General features: G+C 61.8%; 12 protein-coding genes. 5 read left to right on the forward strand and 7 right to left on the reverse strand.

What is annotated here, in order from left to right; all coding sequences use genetic code 11:
• The first annotated feature begins 7 nt into the window (after positions 1–7).
• The 4 genes from BS629_RS09190 (at position 8) to edd (ending at position 5,526) form a co-directional block, all read left to right on the forward strand.
• Positions 8–1,306, forward strand: a complete 1,299-nt coding sequence (locus tag BS629_RS09190; RefSeq protein ID WP_018244848.1) for an NAD(P)/FAD-dependent oxidoreductase — start codon at positions 8–10, stop codon at positions 1,304–1,306.
• A 134-nt stretch (positions 1,307–1,440) separates the two neighbouring features.
• Positions 1,441–2,916 carry a glucose-6-phosphate dehydrogenase gene (zwf, locus tag BS629_RS09195; RefSeq protein ID WP_018244847.1) on the forward strand — a complete coding sequence of 492 codons (1,476 nt, stop codon included), beginning with the start codon at positions 1,441–1,443 and terminating at the stop codon, positions 2,914–2,916.
• Between the two features lie 10 nt (positions 2,917–2,926).
• The gene (pgl, locus tag BS629_RS09200; protein WP_018244846.1) at positions 2,927–3,625 is read left to right on the forward strand and encodes a 6-phosphogluconolactonase; all 699 of its coding nucleotides are present in this window, start codon (positions 2,927–2,929) and stop codon (positions 3,623–3,625) included.
• A gap of 77 nt (positions 3,626–3,702) precedes the next feature.
• Positions 3,703–5,526: a phosphogluconate dehydratase gene (gene edd / locus BS629_RS09205; RefSeq protein ID WP_018244845.1), complete on the forward strand. Its 1,824-nt coding sequence runs from the start codon at positions 3,703–3,705 to the stop codon at positions 5,524–5,526.
• Between the two features lie 118 nt (positions 5,527–5,644).
• On the opposite strand, the gene BS629_RS09210 is transcribed toward edd, so the two are convergent.
• The 6 genes from BS629_RS09210 to BS629_RS09235 all read right to left on the reverse strand — a co-directional run bounded on the left by BS629_RS09210 (position 5,645) and on the right by BS629_RS09235 (position 12,821).
• Positions 5,645–5,998 (reverse strand): hypothetical protein, encoded by a 354-nt coding sequence (locus tag BS629_RS09210; RefSeq protein ID WP_018445791.1) that lies wholly within the window; start codon positions 5,996–5,998, stop codon positions 5,645–5,647.
• Positions 5,999–6,174: 176 nt separating this feature from the next.
• Positions 6,175–7,263: an ABC transporter ATP-binding protein gene (locus BS629_RS09215; protein WP_018244844.1), complete on the reverse strand. Its 1,089-nt coding sequence runs from the start codon at positions 7,261–7,263 to the stop codon at positions 6,175–6,177.
• A 143-nt stretch (positions 7,264–7,406) separates the two neighbouring features.
• The gene (gene bglA / locus BS629_RS09220) at positions 7,407–9,059 is read right to left on the reverse strand and encodes a beta-galactosidase BglA (RefSeq protein ID WP_018244843.1); all 1,653 of its coding nucleotides are present in this window, start codon (positions 9,057–9,059) and stop codon (positions 7,407–7,409) included.
• A gap of 34 nt (positions 9,060–9,093) precedes the next feature.
• Positions 9,094–10,257 carry a carbohydrate ABC transporter permease gene (locus tag BS629_RS09225; RefSeq protein ID WP_018244842.1) on the reverse strand — a complete coding sequence of 388 codons (1,164 nt, stop codon included), beginning with the start codon at positions 10,255–10,257 and terminating at the stop codon, positions 9,094–9,096.
• Between the two features lies 1 nt (position 10,258).
• On the reverse strand, positions 10,259–11,272 hold the full coding sequence (locus tag BS629_RS09230; RefSeq protein WP_018244841.1) for a carbohydrate ABC transporter permease: 1,014 nt from the start codon (positions 11,270–11,272) through the stop codon (positions 10,259–10,261).
• Between the two features lie 187 nt (positions 11,273–11,459).
• The gene (locus tag BS629_RS09235) at positions 11,460–12,821 is read right to left on the reverse strand and encodes an ABC transporter substrate-binding protein (RefSeq protein ID WP_018244840.1); all 1,362 of its coding nucleotides are present in this window, start codon (positions 12,819–12,821) and stop codon (positions 11,460–11,462) included.
• 297 nt (positions 12,822–13,118) lie between these two features.
• Between BS629_RS09235 and BS629_RS09240 the strand changes: the two genes are divergently transcribed.
• Complete coding sequence (locus tag BS629_RS09240) at positions 13,119–14,144, forward strand: LacI family DNA-binding transcriptional regulator (RefSeq protein WP_018244839.1); 1,026 nt, start codon at positions 13,119–13,121, stop codon at positions 14,142–14,144.
• A 16-nt stretch (positions 14,145–14,160) separates the two neighbouring features.
• On the opposite strand, the gene folD is transcribed toward BS629_RS09240, so the two are convergent.
• Positions 14,161–15,060 carry a bifunctional methylenetetrahydrofolate dehydrogenase/methenyltetrahydrofolate cyclohydrolase FolD gene (folD, locus tag BS629_RS09245; protein WP_018244838.1) on the reverse strand — a complete coding sequence of 300 codons (900 nt, stop codon included), beginning with the start codon at positions 15,058–15,060 and terminating at the stop codon, positions 14,161–14,163.
• Positions 15,061–15,091 lie beyond the last annotated feature (31 nt).

Raw genomic sequence — 15,091 nt, forward strand, 5'->3', positions numbered from 1 at the left:
GACTATCATGGCATCGCAGGAGACATGGCAGAGCCCGATCGCGCCGGGGCTATCCTGGTATCAGGCAACCGTCGGGGAGCGGCCGACCTATGCCGCTCTCGACGGCTCGAGAACATGTGACGTCGCCATCGTCGGCGGCGGCTATACCGGCCTGCAGGCCGCCTATAATCTTGCCAAATCAGGCGTTTCGGTGGTCCTGATCGAGGCCTGCCGCTTCGGCGACGGGGCGTCCGGGCGCAATGGCGGCCAACTCGGCACTGGCCAGCGATGGTGGCCGGAAGAACTCGAGGAGAAGATCGGCTACGAACGCTCGAAGGCGCTGTTCGATCTTGCCGAGGCGGCCAAGCGCCATCTCATCGATTTCGCCCGCGAGCATCAGATCGAGATCGACTATGTACCCGGCCAGCTCAACGTCGCACATAAGGCGAGCTACAAACGCGCCTATTACGAAAATGCCGAGATCGCCGCCTTCCGCTACGACTATCCGCATCTGCGCTTCATGGACGAGAAGGAAACGCAGGACAGGCTCGGCTCGAAGCGTTTCCATTGCGGCGTGCGCGATGTCGGCACCGGCCACATCCATCCGCTGAAGCTGCTGGTCGGGCTCGCGCGGGTCGCTGCCAATGCCGGTGCTGAAATCTTCGAGATGACCAAGGCAACGGCGATCCGCCAGGGCGGCGGCAAGGTGACGATCGAAACCGAAAGGGGAACGATCACCACTGAGCGCGCGCTGATCGCCTGCGACGGCTATATCGACGGCCTCGAACCGGTGACGGCAAGCCATGTCATGCCAATCCGCTCCTTCATCGGCGCCACGGCGCCGCTCGATGGGCATCCCGGTGTGCTGCCGGGGGGCGAGGCTGTGGCCGATTCGCGCTTCGTCGTGCGCTACTTCCGCAAATTCGGGGACGGCCGCCTGCTGTTCGGCGGACGCGAGGCCTATACGTCGGACAATCCGCGGGACATTTCGCAGCACATCCGCCGGCAGATCGCCGAGATCTATCCTGACCTGAAGAACATTGACATCACCCATGCCTGGGGCGGCAGCGTCGGCATCACCATGCCGCGTCAGCCCTTCGTGCGCGAGGTCATGCCCGGGGTCATCTCGATCGGCGGTTATTCCGGCCATGGCGTCATGCTGTCAAACTACTGTGGCAAGCTCTACGCGGAAACGGTGCTTGGAAAATCCGGCGATCTCGACCTGTTCACATCGCTCGATATTCCCGCCTTTCCCGGCGGGGCCCGCATGCGCGCCCCGTTGCTTTTCCTCGCCTTGTCGTGGTTTGCGCTTCGCGACAAGTTTTAGTCCGATTGCGGATTTCCTCTTCCGGAAATTCGCTCTAAAACCGGTTCCTGAGAGATTCATTGCACTGCACACTGGCTTTTTTAAATCGATTAGATTAAAAGGGCCGCCAACCAGCCTGATTGAGAGACAAGCTCATGAGCAGCCAAATCATTCCCGTTGAGCCCTTTGATTATGTCGTCTTCGGCGGCAGCGGCGACCTTGCAGAACGCAAGCTTCTGCCCGCGCTGTATCATCGCCAGATCGAAGGCCAGTTTTCGGAACCGACACGCGTGATCGGCGCCTCGCGCAGCCCGTTGACGCACGAGGAATACCGCAAATTCGCCAAGGACGCGCTGAACGAGCACCTGAAGAAGGGTGAATACGACGAGGCGGAGGTGGAGAAATTCTGTGCCCGCCTTTACTACGTCTCGGTCGACGCCCGCACGGATGCCGGCTGGGATCAGCTGAAGAAGCTGCTCGACGAAGGCAAGGATCGCGTGCGCGCCTTCTATCTCGCCGTCGCTCCGGGCATCTTCGGCGACATCTCGCAGAAGATCCATGACCACAAGCTGATCACCAAATCGACCCGCATCGTCGTCGAGAAGCCGATCGGCCGCGACCTCGCCTCGGCGCTGCAGCTCAACGACACGATCGGCCGTGCCTTCAAGGAAGAACAGATCTTCCGCATCGACCATTATCTCGGCAAGGAGACGGTGCAGAACCTGATGGCGCTGCGTTTTGCCAACGCGCTCTATGAGCCATTGTGGAACGCCAACTACATCGACCACGTGCAAATCACCGTGGCTGAATCGGTCGGCCTCGAAGGCCGCGCCGGCTATTACGATACGGCTGGCGCGCTCCGCGACATGGTGCAGAACCACATCCTGCAGCTGCTCTGCCTGACGGCGATGGAAGTACCCTCGTCGATGGATTCGGAAGCCGTTCGCGACGAGAAGCTGAAAGTGCTGCGCGCGCTGAAGCCGCTCAATGCCTCAAACGTCGAGCAGGCGACGGTTCGCGGCCAGTATCGCGCCGGCGCATCGGGCAGCGGCCCGGTCAAGGGCTACCTCGAAGAGCTCGAAGGCGGCGTGTCGAATACCGAGACCTTCGTTGCCATCAAGGCCGAGATCAACAACTGGCGCTGGGCGGGCGTTCCTTTCTACATCCGCACCGGCAAGCGCCTGACCGGGCGCATGTCGGAGATCGTCATCACCTTCAAGCCGATCCCGCATGCAATCTTCGACCAGGCGGCCGGGCGCATCGTTGCCAACCAGCTGATCATCCGCCTGCAGCCGGATGAGGGCGTCAAGCAGTCGCTGATGATCAAGGATCCGGGCCCGGGCGGCATGCGCCTGCGCAACGTGTCGCTCGACATGAGCTTCGCCCAGGCCTTCAACGTCCGCAATCCCGACGCCTACGAGCGCCTGCTGATGGACGTGATCCGCTCCAACCAGACCTTGTTCATGCGCCGCGATGAAGTCGAAGCCGCATGGAAATGGGTGGATCCGATCCTCAAGGGTTGGGAAACGACCGGCCAGCAGGTGCAGGGCTATACGGCCGGCACCTGGGGCCCGAGCCAGGCCATCGCGCTGATCGAGCGCGACGGCCGTACCTGGCATGACGAGATCTAGGACGAAACCGATGGCATCGACCCTGCATTCCTTCGCCAGCGCCGCAGACCTCGCCGGCAGCCTCGCCGACAAGGTCGCGGATACGCTTTCGGCGGCGATCGCCGCTCGTGGAACGGCGTCCATCGCCGTTTCCGGCGGCTCCACGCCGAAGGCCTTCTTCCAGGTGCTTTCGACGCGCGACATCGCCTGGGACAAGGTGACGATCACCCTTGTCGACGAACGCTTCGTGCCGGCCGACAATGCGCGCTCGAACCATTTGCTGGTCGACGCCAATCTGCTGCAGAACAAGGCAAAGGCGGCACACTTCCTGCCGCTCTATCAGGACGTGGCTTCGGTGGAGGAGGCAGCCTCGCTCGCGACCGAGAAGACCAAGGCGATCAGCTCCCCCTTCGACACCGTCATCCTCGGCATGGGCGGCGACGGCCACACGGCCTCGTTCTTTCCCGGCGGCAGCAATCTTGCCAAAGCGCTCGATGCATCGACGCCGCGCGGCATCATCACCATGGAAGCGGAAGGAGCCGGCGAGCCGCGCCTGACCTTCACCTTCTCCAGTCTTGAGGATGCCGCACTCCTGGTTCTCCATATTGAGGGCGAAGGCAAAAAAGACGTTCTCGCCAAGGCGGAAGGCAGCGGTGACGAGGCAGAAATGCCGATCCGCGCCGTTCTGCGCCGGGCCACTTCCCCGGTCGAGATCTACTGGGCTCCCTGATCAGCCGTCATCCGGATTGAGATTCAGGCCAGAGCCGCCGAAACAGATAGAGACAACGAACAAGGCAGGGATTTTCCATGTCCGCTCACGCACGCATTTCTGCGATCACCGATCGCATCGTCGAACGCTCGAAGCCAAGCCGCGAGCGCTACCTGGAACGCCTGCGCGCCGCCGCTTCCAAGGGTGTCGCGCGCTCGGTGCTCGGATGCGCCAATCTTGCCCATGGCTTCGCGGTCTGTTCCCCCGCCGACAAGGATGCGCTCGCCGGCGACCGCATCCCCAATCTCGGCATCATCACCGCCTATAACGACATGCTCTCTGCCCACCAGCCATTCGAGACCTATCCGGCAATCATCCGCGAGGCGGCAGCCGAAGCAGGCGGCGTGGCGCAGGTGGCCGGCGGCGTGCCGGCGATGTGCGACGGCGTCACCCAGGGACAGCCGGGCATGGAGCTCTCGCTCTTCTCGCGCGACCTGATCGCCATGTCGGCGGGCGTCGGCCTGTCGCATAATATGTTCGATGCCGCCCTCTTCCTCGGCGTCTGCGACAAGATCGTGCCCGGCCTGGTGATCGCTGCCCTGTCCTTCGGGCACCTGCCGTCGATCTTCGTTCCGGCCGGTCCGATGACCACAGGCCTGCCGAACGATGAGAAGTCGCGCGTGCGCCAGCTTTTCGCCGAGGGCAAGGTCGGACGCGCCGAACTGCTGGAGGCGGAATCGAAATCCTATCACGGCCCCGGCACCTGCACCTTCTACGGCACCGCCAATTCCAACCAGATGCTGATGGAGATCATGGGCTTCCACATGCCCGGCTCGTCCTTCATCAATCCCGGCACGCCGTTGCGTGAAGCGCTGACGCGTGAAGCCGCCAAGCGGGCGCTGGCGATCACCGCACTCGGCAACGAATTCACGCCGGCGGGCGAAATGATCGACGAGCGCTCGGTCGTCAACGGCGTCGTCGGCCTGCATGCGACCGGCGGTTCGACCAATCATACGCTGCACCTCGTCGCCATGGCGCGGGCGGCCGGCATCCAGCTCACCTGGCAGGACATCGCCGAGCTTTCGGAAATCGTCCCGCTGCTTGCCCGCGTCTACCCGAACGGCCTTGCCGACGTGAACCATTTCCAGGCGGCCGGCGGCATGGGTTTCCTCATCAAGGAACTCTTGAAGCACGGACTGGTGCATGACGACGTGCGCACGGTCTTCGGCCAGGGTCTCCAAGCCTATACGGTCGATGCCCGTCTCGGTGAAAACGGTGCCGTCCTGCGCGAGCCGTCGCCGGAAAAAAGCGTCGATCCCAAAGTGCTCTCCAGCATCGAGACGCCGTTCCAGGCGAATGGCGGGCTGAAGATGCTGCGCGGCAATCTCGGCAAGGCGGTCATCAAGATATCCGCCGTCAAGCCGGAACGCCACATCATCGAGGCGCCGGCGATCATCTTCCACAGCCAGCAGGAGCTGCAGGACGCTTTCAAGGAAGGCAAGCTCAACCGCGATTTCATCGCCGTCGTGCGCTTCCAGGGCCCGAAGGCGAACGGCATGCCGGAACTGCACAAGCTGACGCCGCCGCTCGGCGTGTTGCAGGATCGCGGCTTCCGCGTGGCGCTCCTCACCGACGGGCGCATGTCCGGTGCATCCGGCAAAGTGCCGGCAGCGATCCACGTCACGCCGGAAGCGGTCGACGGCGGTCCTATCGCCCGCATCCGCGAGGGCGACATCATTCGGCTGGACGCGATCAAGGGCACGCTCGAGCTGCTCGTCGATGCGGCTGATTTGGCCGAGCGGGAGCCGGTGACCGTCGATCTCTCCGACAATGAATTCGGCATGGGCCGCGAACTCTTCGCGCCGTTCCGCCGCGCCGTCGGACCTTCGGACCAGGGTGCAAGCGTGCTCTTCCACCACTGAGTGGGTGGCTTCTGGCAAACAAAAACCCGCGGGGAGCATGAAGCACCCGCGGGTTTTTGATTTCAATCCGGCTTACTGAAGTAGTGAGCCATTCACACGTCCTGGCGGACGCGCGGCTTTAGGCTCGAATATCGAGAACGTAGTCGCGGTGCGCCGGATGGGTGCTGTAGACGAAGATCTTGTTCAGCTCCTTCTGCGTCAGCAGGCGCAGGAAGCGGACGTCGATCGTATTGTTGGCGTTGACCTTCATCAGCAGGCAGCCGACCTTGGTGATGCGGGCATCCGGAATATCCAGATAGAACTGCTTCGGCAGGCTGAACTGGGTCAGGATTGCGAGCGTCGCGCTGCTCATCGAAATCCGGACAATGTCGCAGCGGCGCGAAGCCGCATGCATGACGCCCTTTTCCGTATATTCGATGCGCGCGGCGTTCATGGTGTCCTCCATCTTGAACCGCGCCTCGCGGTCATACATGAAGGATTCTTCCTTGCTCAGGAAATGAGATTTTGGCTGTGACGGATTGGAAGCGGCCACCTGCTTATCCCCCTCATAAATTGACGAGGAAAAGGTAGCAGCCGATCTTTAACAGAAAGTGAGAATTAGGCCCGTCCCGCACAATTCTTGGGGCCATCACCCCAAAAATGGCCGCCTCACTTCCGGTAGGTATGGCCGGTTGCGTCAAAGAGATGCAACTTCTGCCTGTCGGCTGCAAACCGCATCCTCTGCCCCTTCTTCACATCATAGATGCCGGGCAGCTTGACGACGATCGGCTCGCCCGGAACCAGGCCCTCGATATAAAGCAACGTCACTTCACCGAGCGCTTCTACGATCGACACTTCACCTTCGAAAAGGTAGTCGCCGCCATCGGCAACCCGGAGATCCTCCGGACGAACGCCGAAGCTTGCCTGCTTGCCCATTTCCGACGCGTCGGTCGCCACATCAAGGGTCACCGACATGCCGCCGGTCAGCGTCACCGTCGTCTGGCTTCCGGTTCCGGCGACCGTCGCCGGAATGATGTTCATCGCCGGCGAGCCGATGAATTTCGCGACGAAGAGGTTTGCCGGGCGCTCGTAGAGGTCCAGCGGCGCGCCGACCTGCTCGATATTGCCGGCTGAGAGAACGACGATGCGATCGGCGAGCGTCATTGCCTCGACCTGGTCGTGGGTCACGTAGATCATCGTCGTATCGGCCATCTGTTCGTTCAGACGGGCGATCTCGATGCGGGTCGCGACGCGCAGAGCGGCATCGAGGTTGGAGAGCGGCTCGTCGAAGAGGAAGACCTTCGGATCGCGGCAGATGGCCCGGCCGATCGCCACGCGCTGGCGCTGACCGCCGGAAAGCGCCTTCGGCAGGCGATCAAGATATTTGGTCAGCTGCAGGCTCTCGGCCGCCGCCCGGACCCGGCGGTCGATTTCCTGCTTGCTTTCGCCGGCGATCTTCATGCCGAAAGCCATGTTGTCGAACACGGTCATATGCGGGTAGAGCGCATAGGACTGGAAGACCATGGCGATGCCGCGCTTGGAGGGCGGCACGTCATTGACGAGATGGCCGTCGATATACATCTCACCGCCGGTGATCGCCTCGAGACCGGCGATCATGCGCAGAAGCGTGGACTTGCCACAGCCGGACGGACCGACGAAGACGATGAATTCGCCCTGCTTGATATCGAGGTCGATACCATGGAGAACGTCCACGGAACCGTAAGATTTGCGGATATCCTTCAGCGTCAGTCCAGTCATTTCTCTCTCCCCTGTGTTCCTTAGGCCTGTGTTCCTAGAGCATGATGCCGAAAAGTGTGCGCCGTTTCCGGCATCATGCTCTATTTCTTTGATTTAGATCAGGATTCAGATTTTAGGCCCATCGGGCCTAAAATCATCCTGATCTAGGCAAGACGGGCGAAATACGCCCCCCAGGCCGGAATATCGATCTTGTCGCCATAGTTGTTGCTGGTAAAGCCATGGCCCGTCAATGCCTGCCATTCTCCAGCAGGCAGAATGACGGCGGCCTCGGCCGGGCTCATGTTGAAGATGCAGAGCAGTTTCTCATTGCCGTATTCACGGGTGAAGACCAGGCTATCGCCCTGTTGTTCCTCGAATTCGATCTCGCCCTTGGCAAAAGCCGGGTGCAGCTTGCGAAAGGCGATGAACCGGCGGTAGTGCTCCAGCACGGAAGCCTCGTCGCCCAGCTGGACGCTGACGGCACGCAGGATATGCTCGACCGGCACCGGCAACCAGGGCTTGACCGTCGAGAAGCCGCCCTGGGCGACCTGGCTGTCCCAGACCATTGGCGTGCGGCAGCCGTCGCGGCCCTTGAATTCCGGCCAGAACTGAATGCCGTAGGGGTCCTGCAGATCCTGATAGGCGAGATCGGCCTCGGTCAGCGCCAGCTCCTCGCCCTGATAGAGGCAGACGGAGCCGCGCATGCTCATCAGCAACGAGGCATAAAGCTTGGCAAAGGCGTCGTGATCGGCGACCAACCCGCCCCAGCGGCTGACATGGCGCATGACGTCGTGATTGGAGAAGGCCCAGCAGGCCCAGCCATCGGGTGCGGCGGCTTCGAAATCCTGCATCACCTCCTCGACGCGCTCCGGCGTCAACGGATCGGGCGCCAGAAATTCGAAGGCGTAGCACATATGCATCTTGTCGTTGCCGGAGGTGTATTCGCCGACGATTTCAAGGCCGCGCTGGCTGTCGCCGACTTCGCCGACGGCGGCGATTGCCGGGAATTCCTCGAGAACAGCGCGGAAGCGCTTCAGGAAGGCAAGGTTCTCCGGGCGGTTCTTGTCGTAGAGATGCTCCTGAAAATTATAGGGATTAACCGCCGGCGCCGTCGAGGCGTTGCGGCGCTCGGGAGCAAGCGCCGGATTGTCGCGCAGTTGCGTGTCATGGAAATAGAAATTGATGGTATCGAGGCGGAAGCCGTCGACACCGCGATTGAGCCAGAAGCGCACGACATCGAGCAGACGGTCCTGCACCTCAGGGTTATGCAGGTTCATGTCCGGCTGCGAGGTCAGGAAATTGTGCAGGTAATATTGCATGCGCGTCGGATCCCACGCCCATGCCGAGCCGCCGAAGATCGACAGCCAGTTGTTCGGCGGCGTACCATCCGGCTTGGCGTCGGCCCAGACATACCAGTCGGCCTTGGCGTTGGTCTTGCTCGAGCGGCTTTGCACGAACCAGGGATGCTGATCCGAGCTGTGGGAGATGACGAGGTCGATCATCACCCGGATGCCGAGGCGATGAGCCTCTGATATCATCGTGTCGAAATCCACCAACGTGCCGAAGATCGAATCGACATTCTCGTAGTCGGAAACGTCATAACCGAAATCGCGCATCGGCGAGGTGAAGAAGGGCGAGATCCAGATTGCATCGACGCCAAGGCTTGCCACATGCGGCAGCCGGGCGGTGATGCCCTTCAGATCGCCGATGCCGTCGCCGTTCGAATCCTGGTAGGAGCGCGGGTAGATCTGATAGATCACTGCGCCGCGCCACCAGTCCTTGTCGGGGGTCGAGATCGATTGAGAAGCCACGTTCATGGAATATCCTGTTTGAAGTCACGGTCGGGAATGGTCAGCCTCCCTTGACCGAACCCGCCAGCAGACCGCGCACCAAGTAACGCTGCAGCCCGAAGAAGACGAGCAACGGCACGATGATGGTGACGAAGGCCGACGCCGTCAAAATCTCCCAATTGCCGCCGCGAGAGCCGAGCAGCGCGTTGAGGCTGCCGGTCAGCACGAGGTGGTCCTTGTCGGTGCCGAGGAAGACCATGGCGACGAGCAGGTCGTTCCACACCCACAGGAACTGGAAGATGGCGAAGGAGGCGAGTGCCGGGAAGGACAGAGGCAAAACGATGCGGACGAAGATCTCGAAATCGCTCGCGCCATCGACGCGGGCGGATTCGATGATCTCCTTCGGCAGGCCGGCAATATAGGCCCGCAAGAGATAGATGGCGAGCGGCATGCCGAAGGCGGTGTGGGCCAGCCAGATGCCGGGATAGGTCTTCGACGGCTGGCCGAGCAGATTGCCGATCTCGTTATAGAGGCGCAGCAGCGGAATCAGCGACATCTGTAGCGGCACGACGATGAGGCCGACGACGAGCGCAATCAGCAGCCCGCGGCCGGGAAATTCCATCCAGCTCAGGGCATAGGCGGCGAAAGCGGCAATCAGGATCGGGATGATCGTCGCCGGGATCGTCACGGTCAGCGAGTTGATGAAGGACTGGCCGATGCCCTCGCCGGTCAGAACCGTGTTGTAGTTCTGCATGGTGAATTCCGGCGGTGCGGAGACGGACGCATAGATGCGCTTCGGGCGTTCGTCGGGCGAGAAGGCGGCATTCTTCACATAGCGATAACTGCCGTCGCTGTTGATCTGCAGCGTTTCGCCGTCGCCGAGATCGGCGGTCTCGCCGGCCTTGAAGGCGGCCGGCTGCTGTATGCGGTTGCCGAAGGCCTTCACGGCACGGCCGGTCTGGCCTTCCAACACATTGCCCGAGATGACGTAGGTCGTACCCTCCTGCTTTTGCTGGTCTGGTGTACCGAGGCGGACCGCGGCCGTCTGGGTCGAGCCGACGAAGGCCGTCCACCAGCCGGAGACGACGATCTGGTCCTTGTCGCGCAGCGCGCTGACGAAGATGCCGAGCGTCGGGATCAGCCAGACGATGACGATCAGCAGGACGGCTGCGTGAACGAAGAGGCGGGCGGGGCCGATCTTGAAGTAGCTTCCGATAGCGGTCATCTCAGTGCCCCTTCAGTTCGCGATTGGCGCGGCGCACGTTCCAGACCATGATCGGCGTGACGGCGAGCATGATGATGATGGCGATCACCGCACTTCGGCCGGAATCGCCGCCGCCGCGGAACATCCAGTCGAACATCAGGTTCGCCAGCACCATCGTCTGCCACTGGCCGTTGGTCATGGTCAGCACGATGTCGAAGACCTTGAGCACGAGGATGGTGATCGTCGTCCAGACGACGGCGATGGAACCCCAGACCTGCGGCACCATGATGCGCCAGAAGATCTGCCAGCCATTGGCGCCGTCGATGACGGCGGCTTCGATCGTCTCCTCGGGGATGCCGCGAAGAGCGGCCGACAGGATGACCATGGCGAAACCGGTCTGGATCCAGATCAGGATGACCATCAGGAAGAAGTTGTTCCAGAAGGGAATGGAGATCCACACTTCCGGCGTTCCGCCGAAAGTCTGGACGATGGCGTTCAACAGGCCGATCTGGACGTCGTTGCCGCCGCGATATTCATAGATGAATTTCCAGATGACCGAGGCGCCGACGAAGGAGATCGCCATAGGCATGAAAACGATGCTCTTGGCGATATTGCCCCACCAGATGCGATCGGTCATCACGGCGATGACGAGGCCGAAGAAGGTGCAGGCGGCCGGCACGACGGCCAGCCAGAGGATGTTGTTGAAGATCGACTGGCGGAATTCGCGGTCGCCGAGCGCCCATTTGTAGTTGGCGAGGCCGACGAACTGCAGACCGGCGCGGTCGTAGAAGGAGAGGATGAAGGTCGCAACGACCGGATAGACGAGATAGACGAGAAGCAGGAAGAGCGCCGGACCGATGAACAACCACGGCCGGACCAGCGCACGACGGTTGAGATTGCGCGATGCGGCGCGGATGTCGCCATCCTTCACCGGCAGAGCGAGATCCAGGATCTTGTTCGAAAAATAGAAATAGGCCGAGCACGCGAAAACGGCGACGACCACGACGCCCAAAGCGGACACTATCTGCGACAGCATTTCGTCCCTCCCCTGCTTCCCCTGATCTTATTCCGACCGGTTGTTATGCTGACGGATCAGCGCCGGTCATCATCAATCTTTTTGTATTGCCCAATCACAATATATCCTGCGATGGCCGGGCTCTTTGCGAGCCCGGCCAGTCATGCAATCCATGCCGCCGGCACGCCGGCGGCATAATTTTGAATGATTACTTGATGCCGTCCCAGGCGCTCTGGATTTCACCAGCAGCCTCTTCAGCGGACTTGCCGCCGACGAAATCGACCATGCCCGTCCAGAAGGCGCCGGCGCCGATCTTGCCCGGCATCAGGTCGGAACCGTCGAAGCGGAAGGTGGTGGCGGAGGTCAGGATCTCGCCTTCCTTCTTCATCTGCGGGTTGGCATAGGCCTCGGTGCTGACGCCCTTATACGGCGTCAGGAAGCTCGACTGCGCCATCCAGACCTCATGGGCGATCGGGGTCTTCAGGAAGTCGATGAAGGCGCGGGCCGTCTTCGAGTCCTTGGCGATCGAGACGAGCGTGCCGGCGCCGAGCACCGGCTTGCCGAGTTCGGGATGCGACGCAAAGGTCGGCATGTAGAAGAAGTCGGCATCCTGGCCGAGCTTCGTGCCCTCAGGGAAGAAGGACGGAATGAACGACGCCTGATGGTGCATGTAGCACTTCGGCGGAACCGCGAAGAGGCCCTTCGGGCTGTCGCGGAAATCGGTCGAGGCCACAGCCGCGACGCCGCCATCGACGTATTTCGCGTTCTTGGCGAACTTGCCGAACTCGTCGATCGCCGCAACGACGGCCGGATCGGTGAACTTCAGCTCGTTGGTCGTCCACTTGTCGTAGGCTTCCGGTGGCTGCATGCGCAGCATGATGTCCTCGACCCAGTCGGTCGCCGGCCAGCCGGTGGCGCCGCCAGAACCAAGACCGATGCACCAGGGAACGCCGCCATCCTTGACGATCTGATCCGTCAGGGCATGCAGTTCTTCCATGGTCGTCGGGATCTTGTAGCCGGCTTCCTCGAAGTTCTCCGGAACATACCAGACCAGCGATTTTACGTCGGCCTTATACGGGAAGGCGTAGAAGGCTTCCTTGCCGTCCTTGCCCTTGTAGGTGCCGTAACCGACCCAGCTGTCGCCGGCGCCGTAATTGTCCTTGATCCACTTGGAGTTGTCGTCGCCGAGCGGCGTCAGGAAGCCCTTGCTGGCGAGATCGGCCAGGAGGCCCGGCTGCGGCAGAACGGCGATATTCGGCGGCGAGCCTGCCTGCGTGTCGATGACAATCTGCTGTTCGTAGTTTTCGGAAGAGGAGTATTTGACATCGATGCCGGTGGCTTCGGTGAAGTAGGCAAGAACGCTCTGGAAGAACGCCTCGTCCTCGCCGCGCCACGGCCCGAAGATCGTCAGCGGCTGCCCTTTCAGATCGGCATGAGCAGCCTTGAATTCGTCATAGCTCTTCCAGTTGAACTTGGCATCCTGTCCCGGGGCAAATTTCAGATCGGCTGCAGACGCAGTACCGGCAAAAAGCGCTGCCACAGCAACGCCCATCAAAAATGACTTTTTCATGTGATCAACCTCCCATCACAATCCCAACCGCGCCGAATTCCCTCCAAAAGAAATTTCAAAGCGCTTTGACAGCCAACTCATTTCACTTTCGGGGGAATGGAGTCAAGTCAATTCGCGAAAACCCGCGGTGAACATGCTAGATATCGCAGCGCAGCAACGTCTATCGGGAAATATGGAGCGATTTTTCTTGAGTCAAGCGCGCCAGATGATACATAATTGAAAGCGCTTTGGATGCCACTGGGAGGCGGCAGGCCTTTTCAGGACGGCTGACGGGCGGGCCGGGAGGAAGCATAGCAGGTGAATCTCAAGCAGCTATCGGAATTGCTGGGGCTGTCGCAGACGACGGTGAGCCGAGCGCTGAACGGCTATCCCGAGGTCAACGAGGCGACCCGGGAGCGTGTGCTTCAGGCTGTCAAGGAAACCGGGTACCGCCCCAACAAGGCGGCGCAGCGGCTTGCGACCGGCAAGGCAGGCTCGATCGGCCTCGTCATGCCGACGGCGCCCGGCCACCAGTCCGACGTGCATTTCGGTGAATTCCTGGCCGGGCTCGGCGAAGAGGCCGTACGCCACGATTTCCACTTCGTGATCATGCCGGCCGACCCGGATGACGAGGTGGCGGCGCTGCGGCGCCTTGCCATCAGCGGCAATGTCGATGCCCTGTTCGTCGCCTATATGCGCGGCCACGACCCGCGGCTCGCCATGCTGAAATCACTCTCCATGCCCTACGTCGTGCACGGCCGCTCCTTCGGTTCGGAGCCGGACTATCCCTATCTCGACATCGACAATGAAGGGGCCTTCTACGATGCGACGCGGCTCTTGCTGCAACTCGGCCATACGCGCTTTGCGCTGATGAACGGACCGATGCATCTCGATTTCGCCATCCGCAGGAAGAACGGCGTCATATCAGCCCTTGCCGAGCGCGGGCTGGTACTCGATGAGGGTTGCATGAGCCACGCGCTGATGACGGACGAACAAGGCCTGCTGGCGATGGAACACTTTCTGCAGTTGCCGGAGCGGCCGACGGCGATCCTCTGCTCCAGCACGGTGCTGGCGCTCGGTGCGATCCGCGCGGTCAACCAGGCCGGATTGCGGCTCGGCGAGGATATCTCGCTGATCGCCCATGACGACGTGCTGCCGCTGCTCAAACCGGAAAGCTTTTCCGTGCCGCTGACGACGACGCGCTCGTCATTGCGGGCGGCCGGCGTTCGCATCGCGCAGCGGCTGATTGGCACGGTCAAGCAGGCCGGCCCCTTCCCCGACCAGGAGCTCTGGAAGACCGAGCTGATCGTCAGAGCCTCGACCGGTCCGGTTCCCCGGGCCTAGAGCCTTTCTGGTCTAATCAAAACTGCGGCGGTGTCTGCCCTGCCGTGCGATGGGCGGCGATGACCGTGTTTGCCATCAGCATGGCGATGGTCATCGGCCCGACGCCGCCGGGAACCGGGGTGATGGTGCTGGCGACCGCGGAGACCTCTTCGAAGGCGACGTCGCCGACGAGCCGGGTCTTGCCCTCGCCTCTTTCGGGGGCTGGCACCCGGTTGATGCCGACGTCGATGACCGTCGCACCTGATTTGACCCAATCGGCCCTGACCATCTCCGGCCGGCCGACGGCGGCCACTAGGATATCGGCGTTGCGGCAGACCTCGGCGAGATTCTTGGTCCTGGAATGAGCGATCGTCACGGTCGCATTGGCGTTGAGCAGCAATTGCGCCATCGGCTTTCCGAACAGGTTGGAGCGGCCGATGACGACGGCGTTGAGGCCGGAGAGATCCTCCCCATGGGTACGGCGGACGAAAACCATGGCGCCGGCCGGCGTGCAGGAGACCAGTCCGGTCTTCAGGTCGCCGGTTGCGAGCTTGCCGGCATTGACGACGCTCAGGCCATCGACATCCTTTTCCGGCAGGATCGACTGGATGATCGCCTCGCTGTCGAGCGGCTTCGGCAGGGGCAGCTGCACCAGGATGCCGTGGATCGACGGATCGGCATTGAGGGTGGCGACGAGGGCTGCCAGCTCCTCCTGCTTCGTCTCGGCCGGCAGCGTGTGCTGCACGGATTTGAAGCCGCATTCCTTGGCCATGCGGCTCTTGGAACCGACATAGGCGTGGCTTGCCGGATCGTCGCCGACGATGACGACCGCAAGGCCGGTGGTGACGCCGCTGCTCTTTTCCAGCGCCGCCGTCGCACTCTTGACCGTCTGAATGACCGATGCTGCTACGTTCTTGCCGTCGATTACTGTCGTCACACGTCTCTCCGCCCTGTTTCGCGTCAATCTA

The organism is Rhizobium leguminosarum bv. viciae USDA 2370, from assembly GCF_002008365.1.
GTDB lineage: Bacteria > Pseudomonadota > Alphaproteobacteria > Rhizobiales > Rhizobiaceae > Rhizobium > Rhizobium leguminosarum.

Excerpts from the sequence above, each read along its gene's own strand:
- pgl (WP_018244846.1), top strand. The coding sequence starts at position 2,927 with ATGGCATCGACCCTGCATTCCTTCGCCAGCGCCGCAGACCTCGCCGGC.
- BS629_RS09230 (WP_018244841.1), bottom strand. The coding sequence starts at position 11,272 with ATGCTGTCGCAGATAGTGTCCGCTTTGGGCGTCGTGGTCGTCGCCGTT.
- BS629_RS09235 (WP_018244840.1), bottom strand. The coding sequence starts at position 12,821 with ATGAAAAAGTCATTTTTGATGGGCGTTGCTGTGGCAGCGCTTTTTGCC.
- BS629_RS09215 (WP_018244844.1), bottom strand. The coding sequence starts at position 7,263 with ATGACTGGACTGACGCTGAAGGATATCCGCAAATCTTACGGTTCCGTG.
- bglA (WP_018244843.1), bottom strand. The coding sequence starts at position 9,059 with ATGAACGTGGCTTCTCAATCGATCTCGACCCCCGACAAGGACTGGTGG.
- edd (WP_018244845.1), top strand. The coding sequence starts at position 3,703 with ATGTCCGCTCACGCACGCATTTCTGCGATCACCGATCGCATCGTCGAA.
- zwf (WP_018244847.1), top strand. The coding sequence starts at position 1,441 with ATGAGCAGCCAAATCATTCCCGTTGAGCCCTTTGATTATGTCGTCTTC.
- BS629_RS09190 (WP_018244848.1), top strand. The coding sequence starts at position 8 with ATGGCATCGCAGGAGACATGGCAGAGCCCGATCGCGCCGGGGCTATCC.
- BS629_RS09225 (WP_018244842.1), bottom strand. The coding sequence starts at position 10,257 with ATGACCGCTATCGGAAGCTACTTCAAGATCGGCCCCGCCCGCCTCTTC.
- BS629_RS09210 (WP_018445791.1), bottom strand. The coding sequence starts at position 5,998 with ATGTATGACCGCGAGGCGCGGTTCAAGATGGAGGACACCATGAACGCC.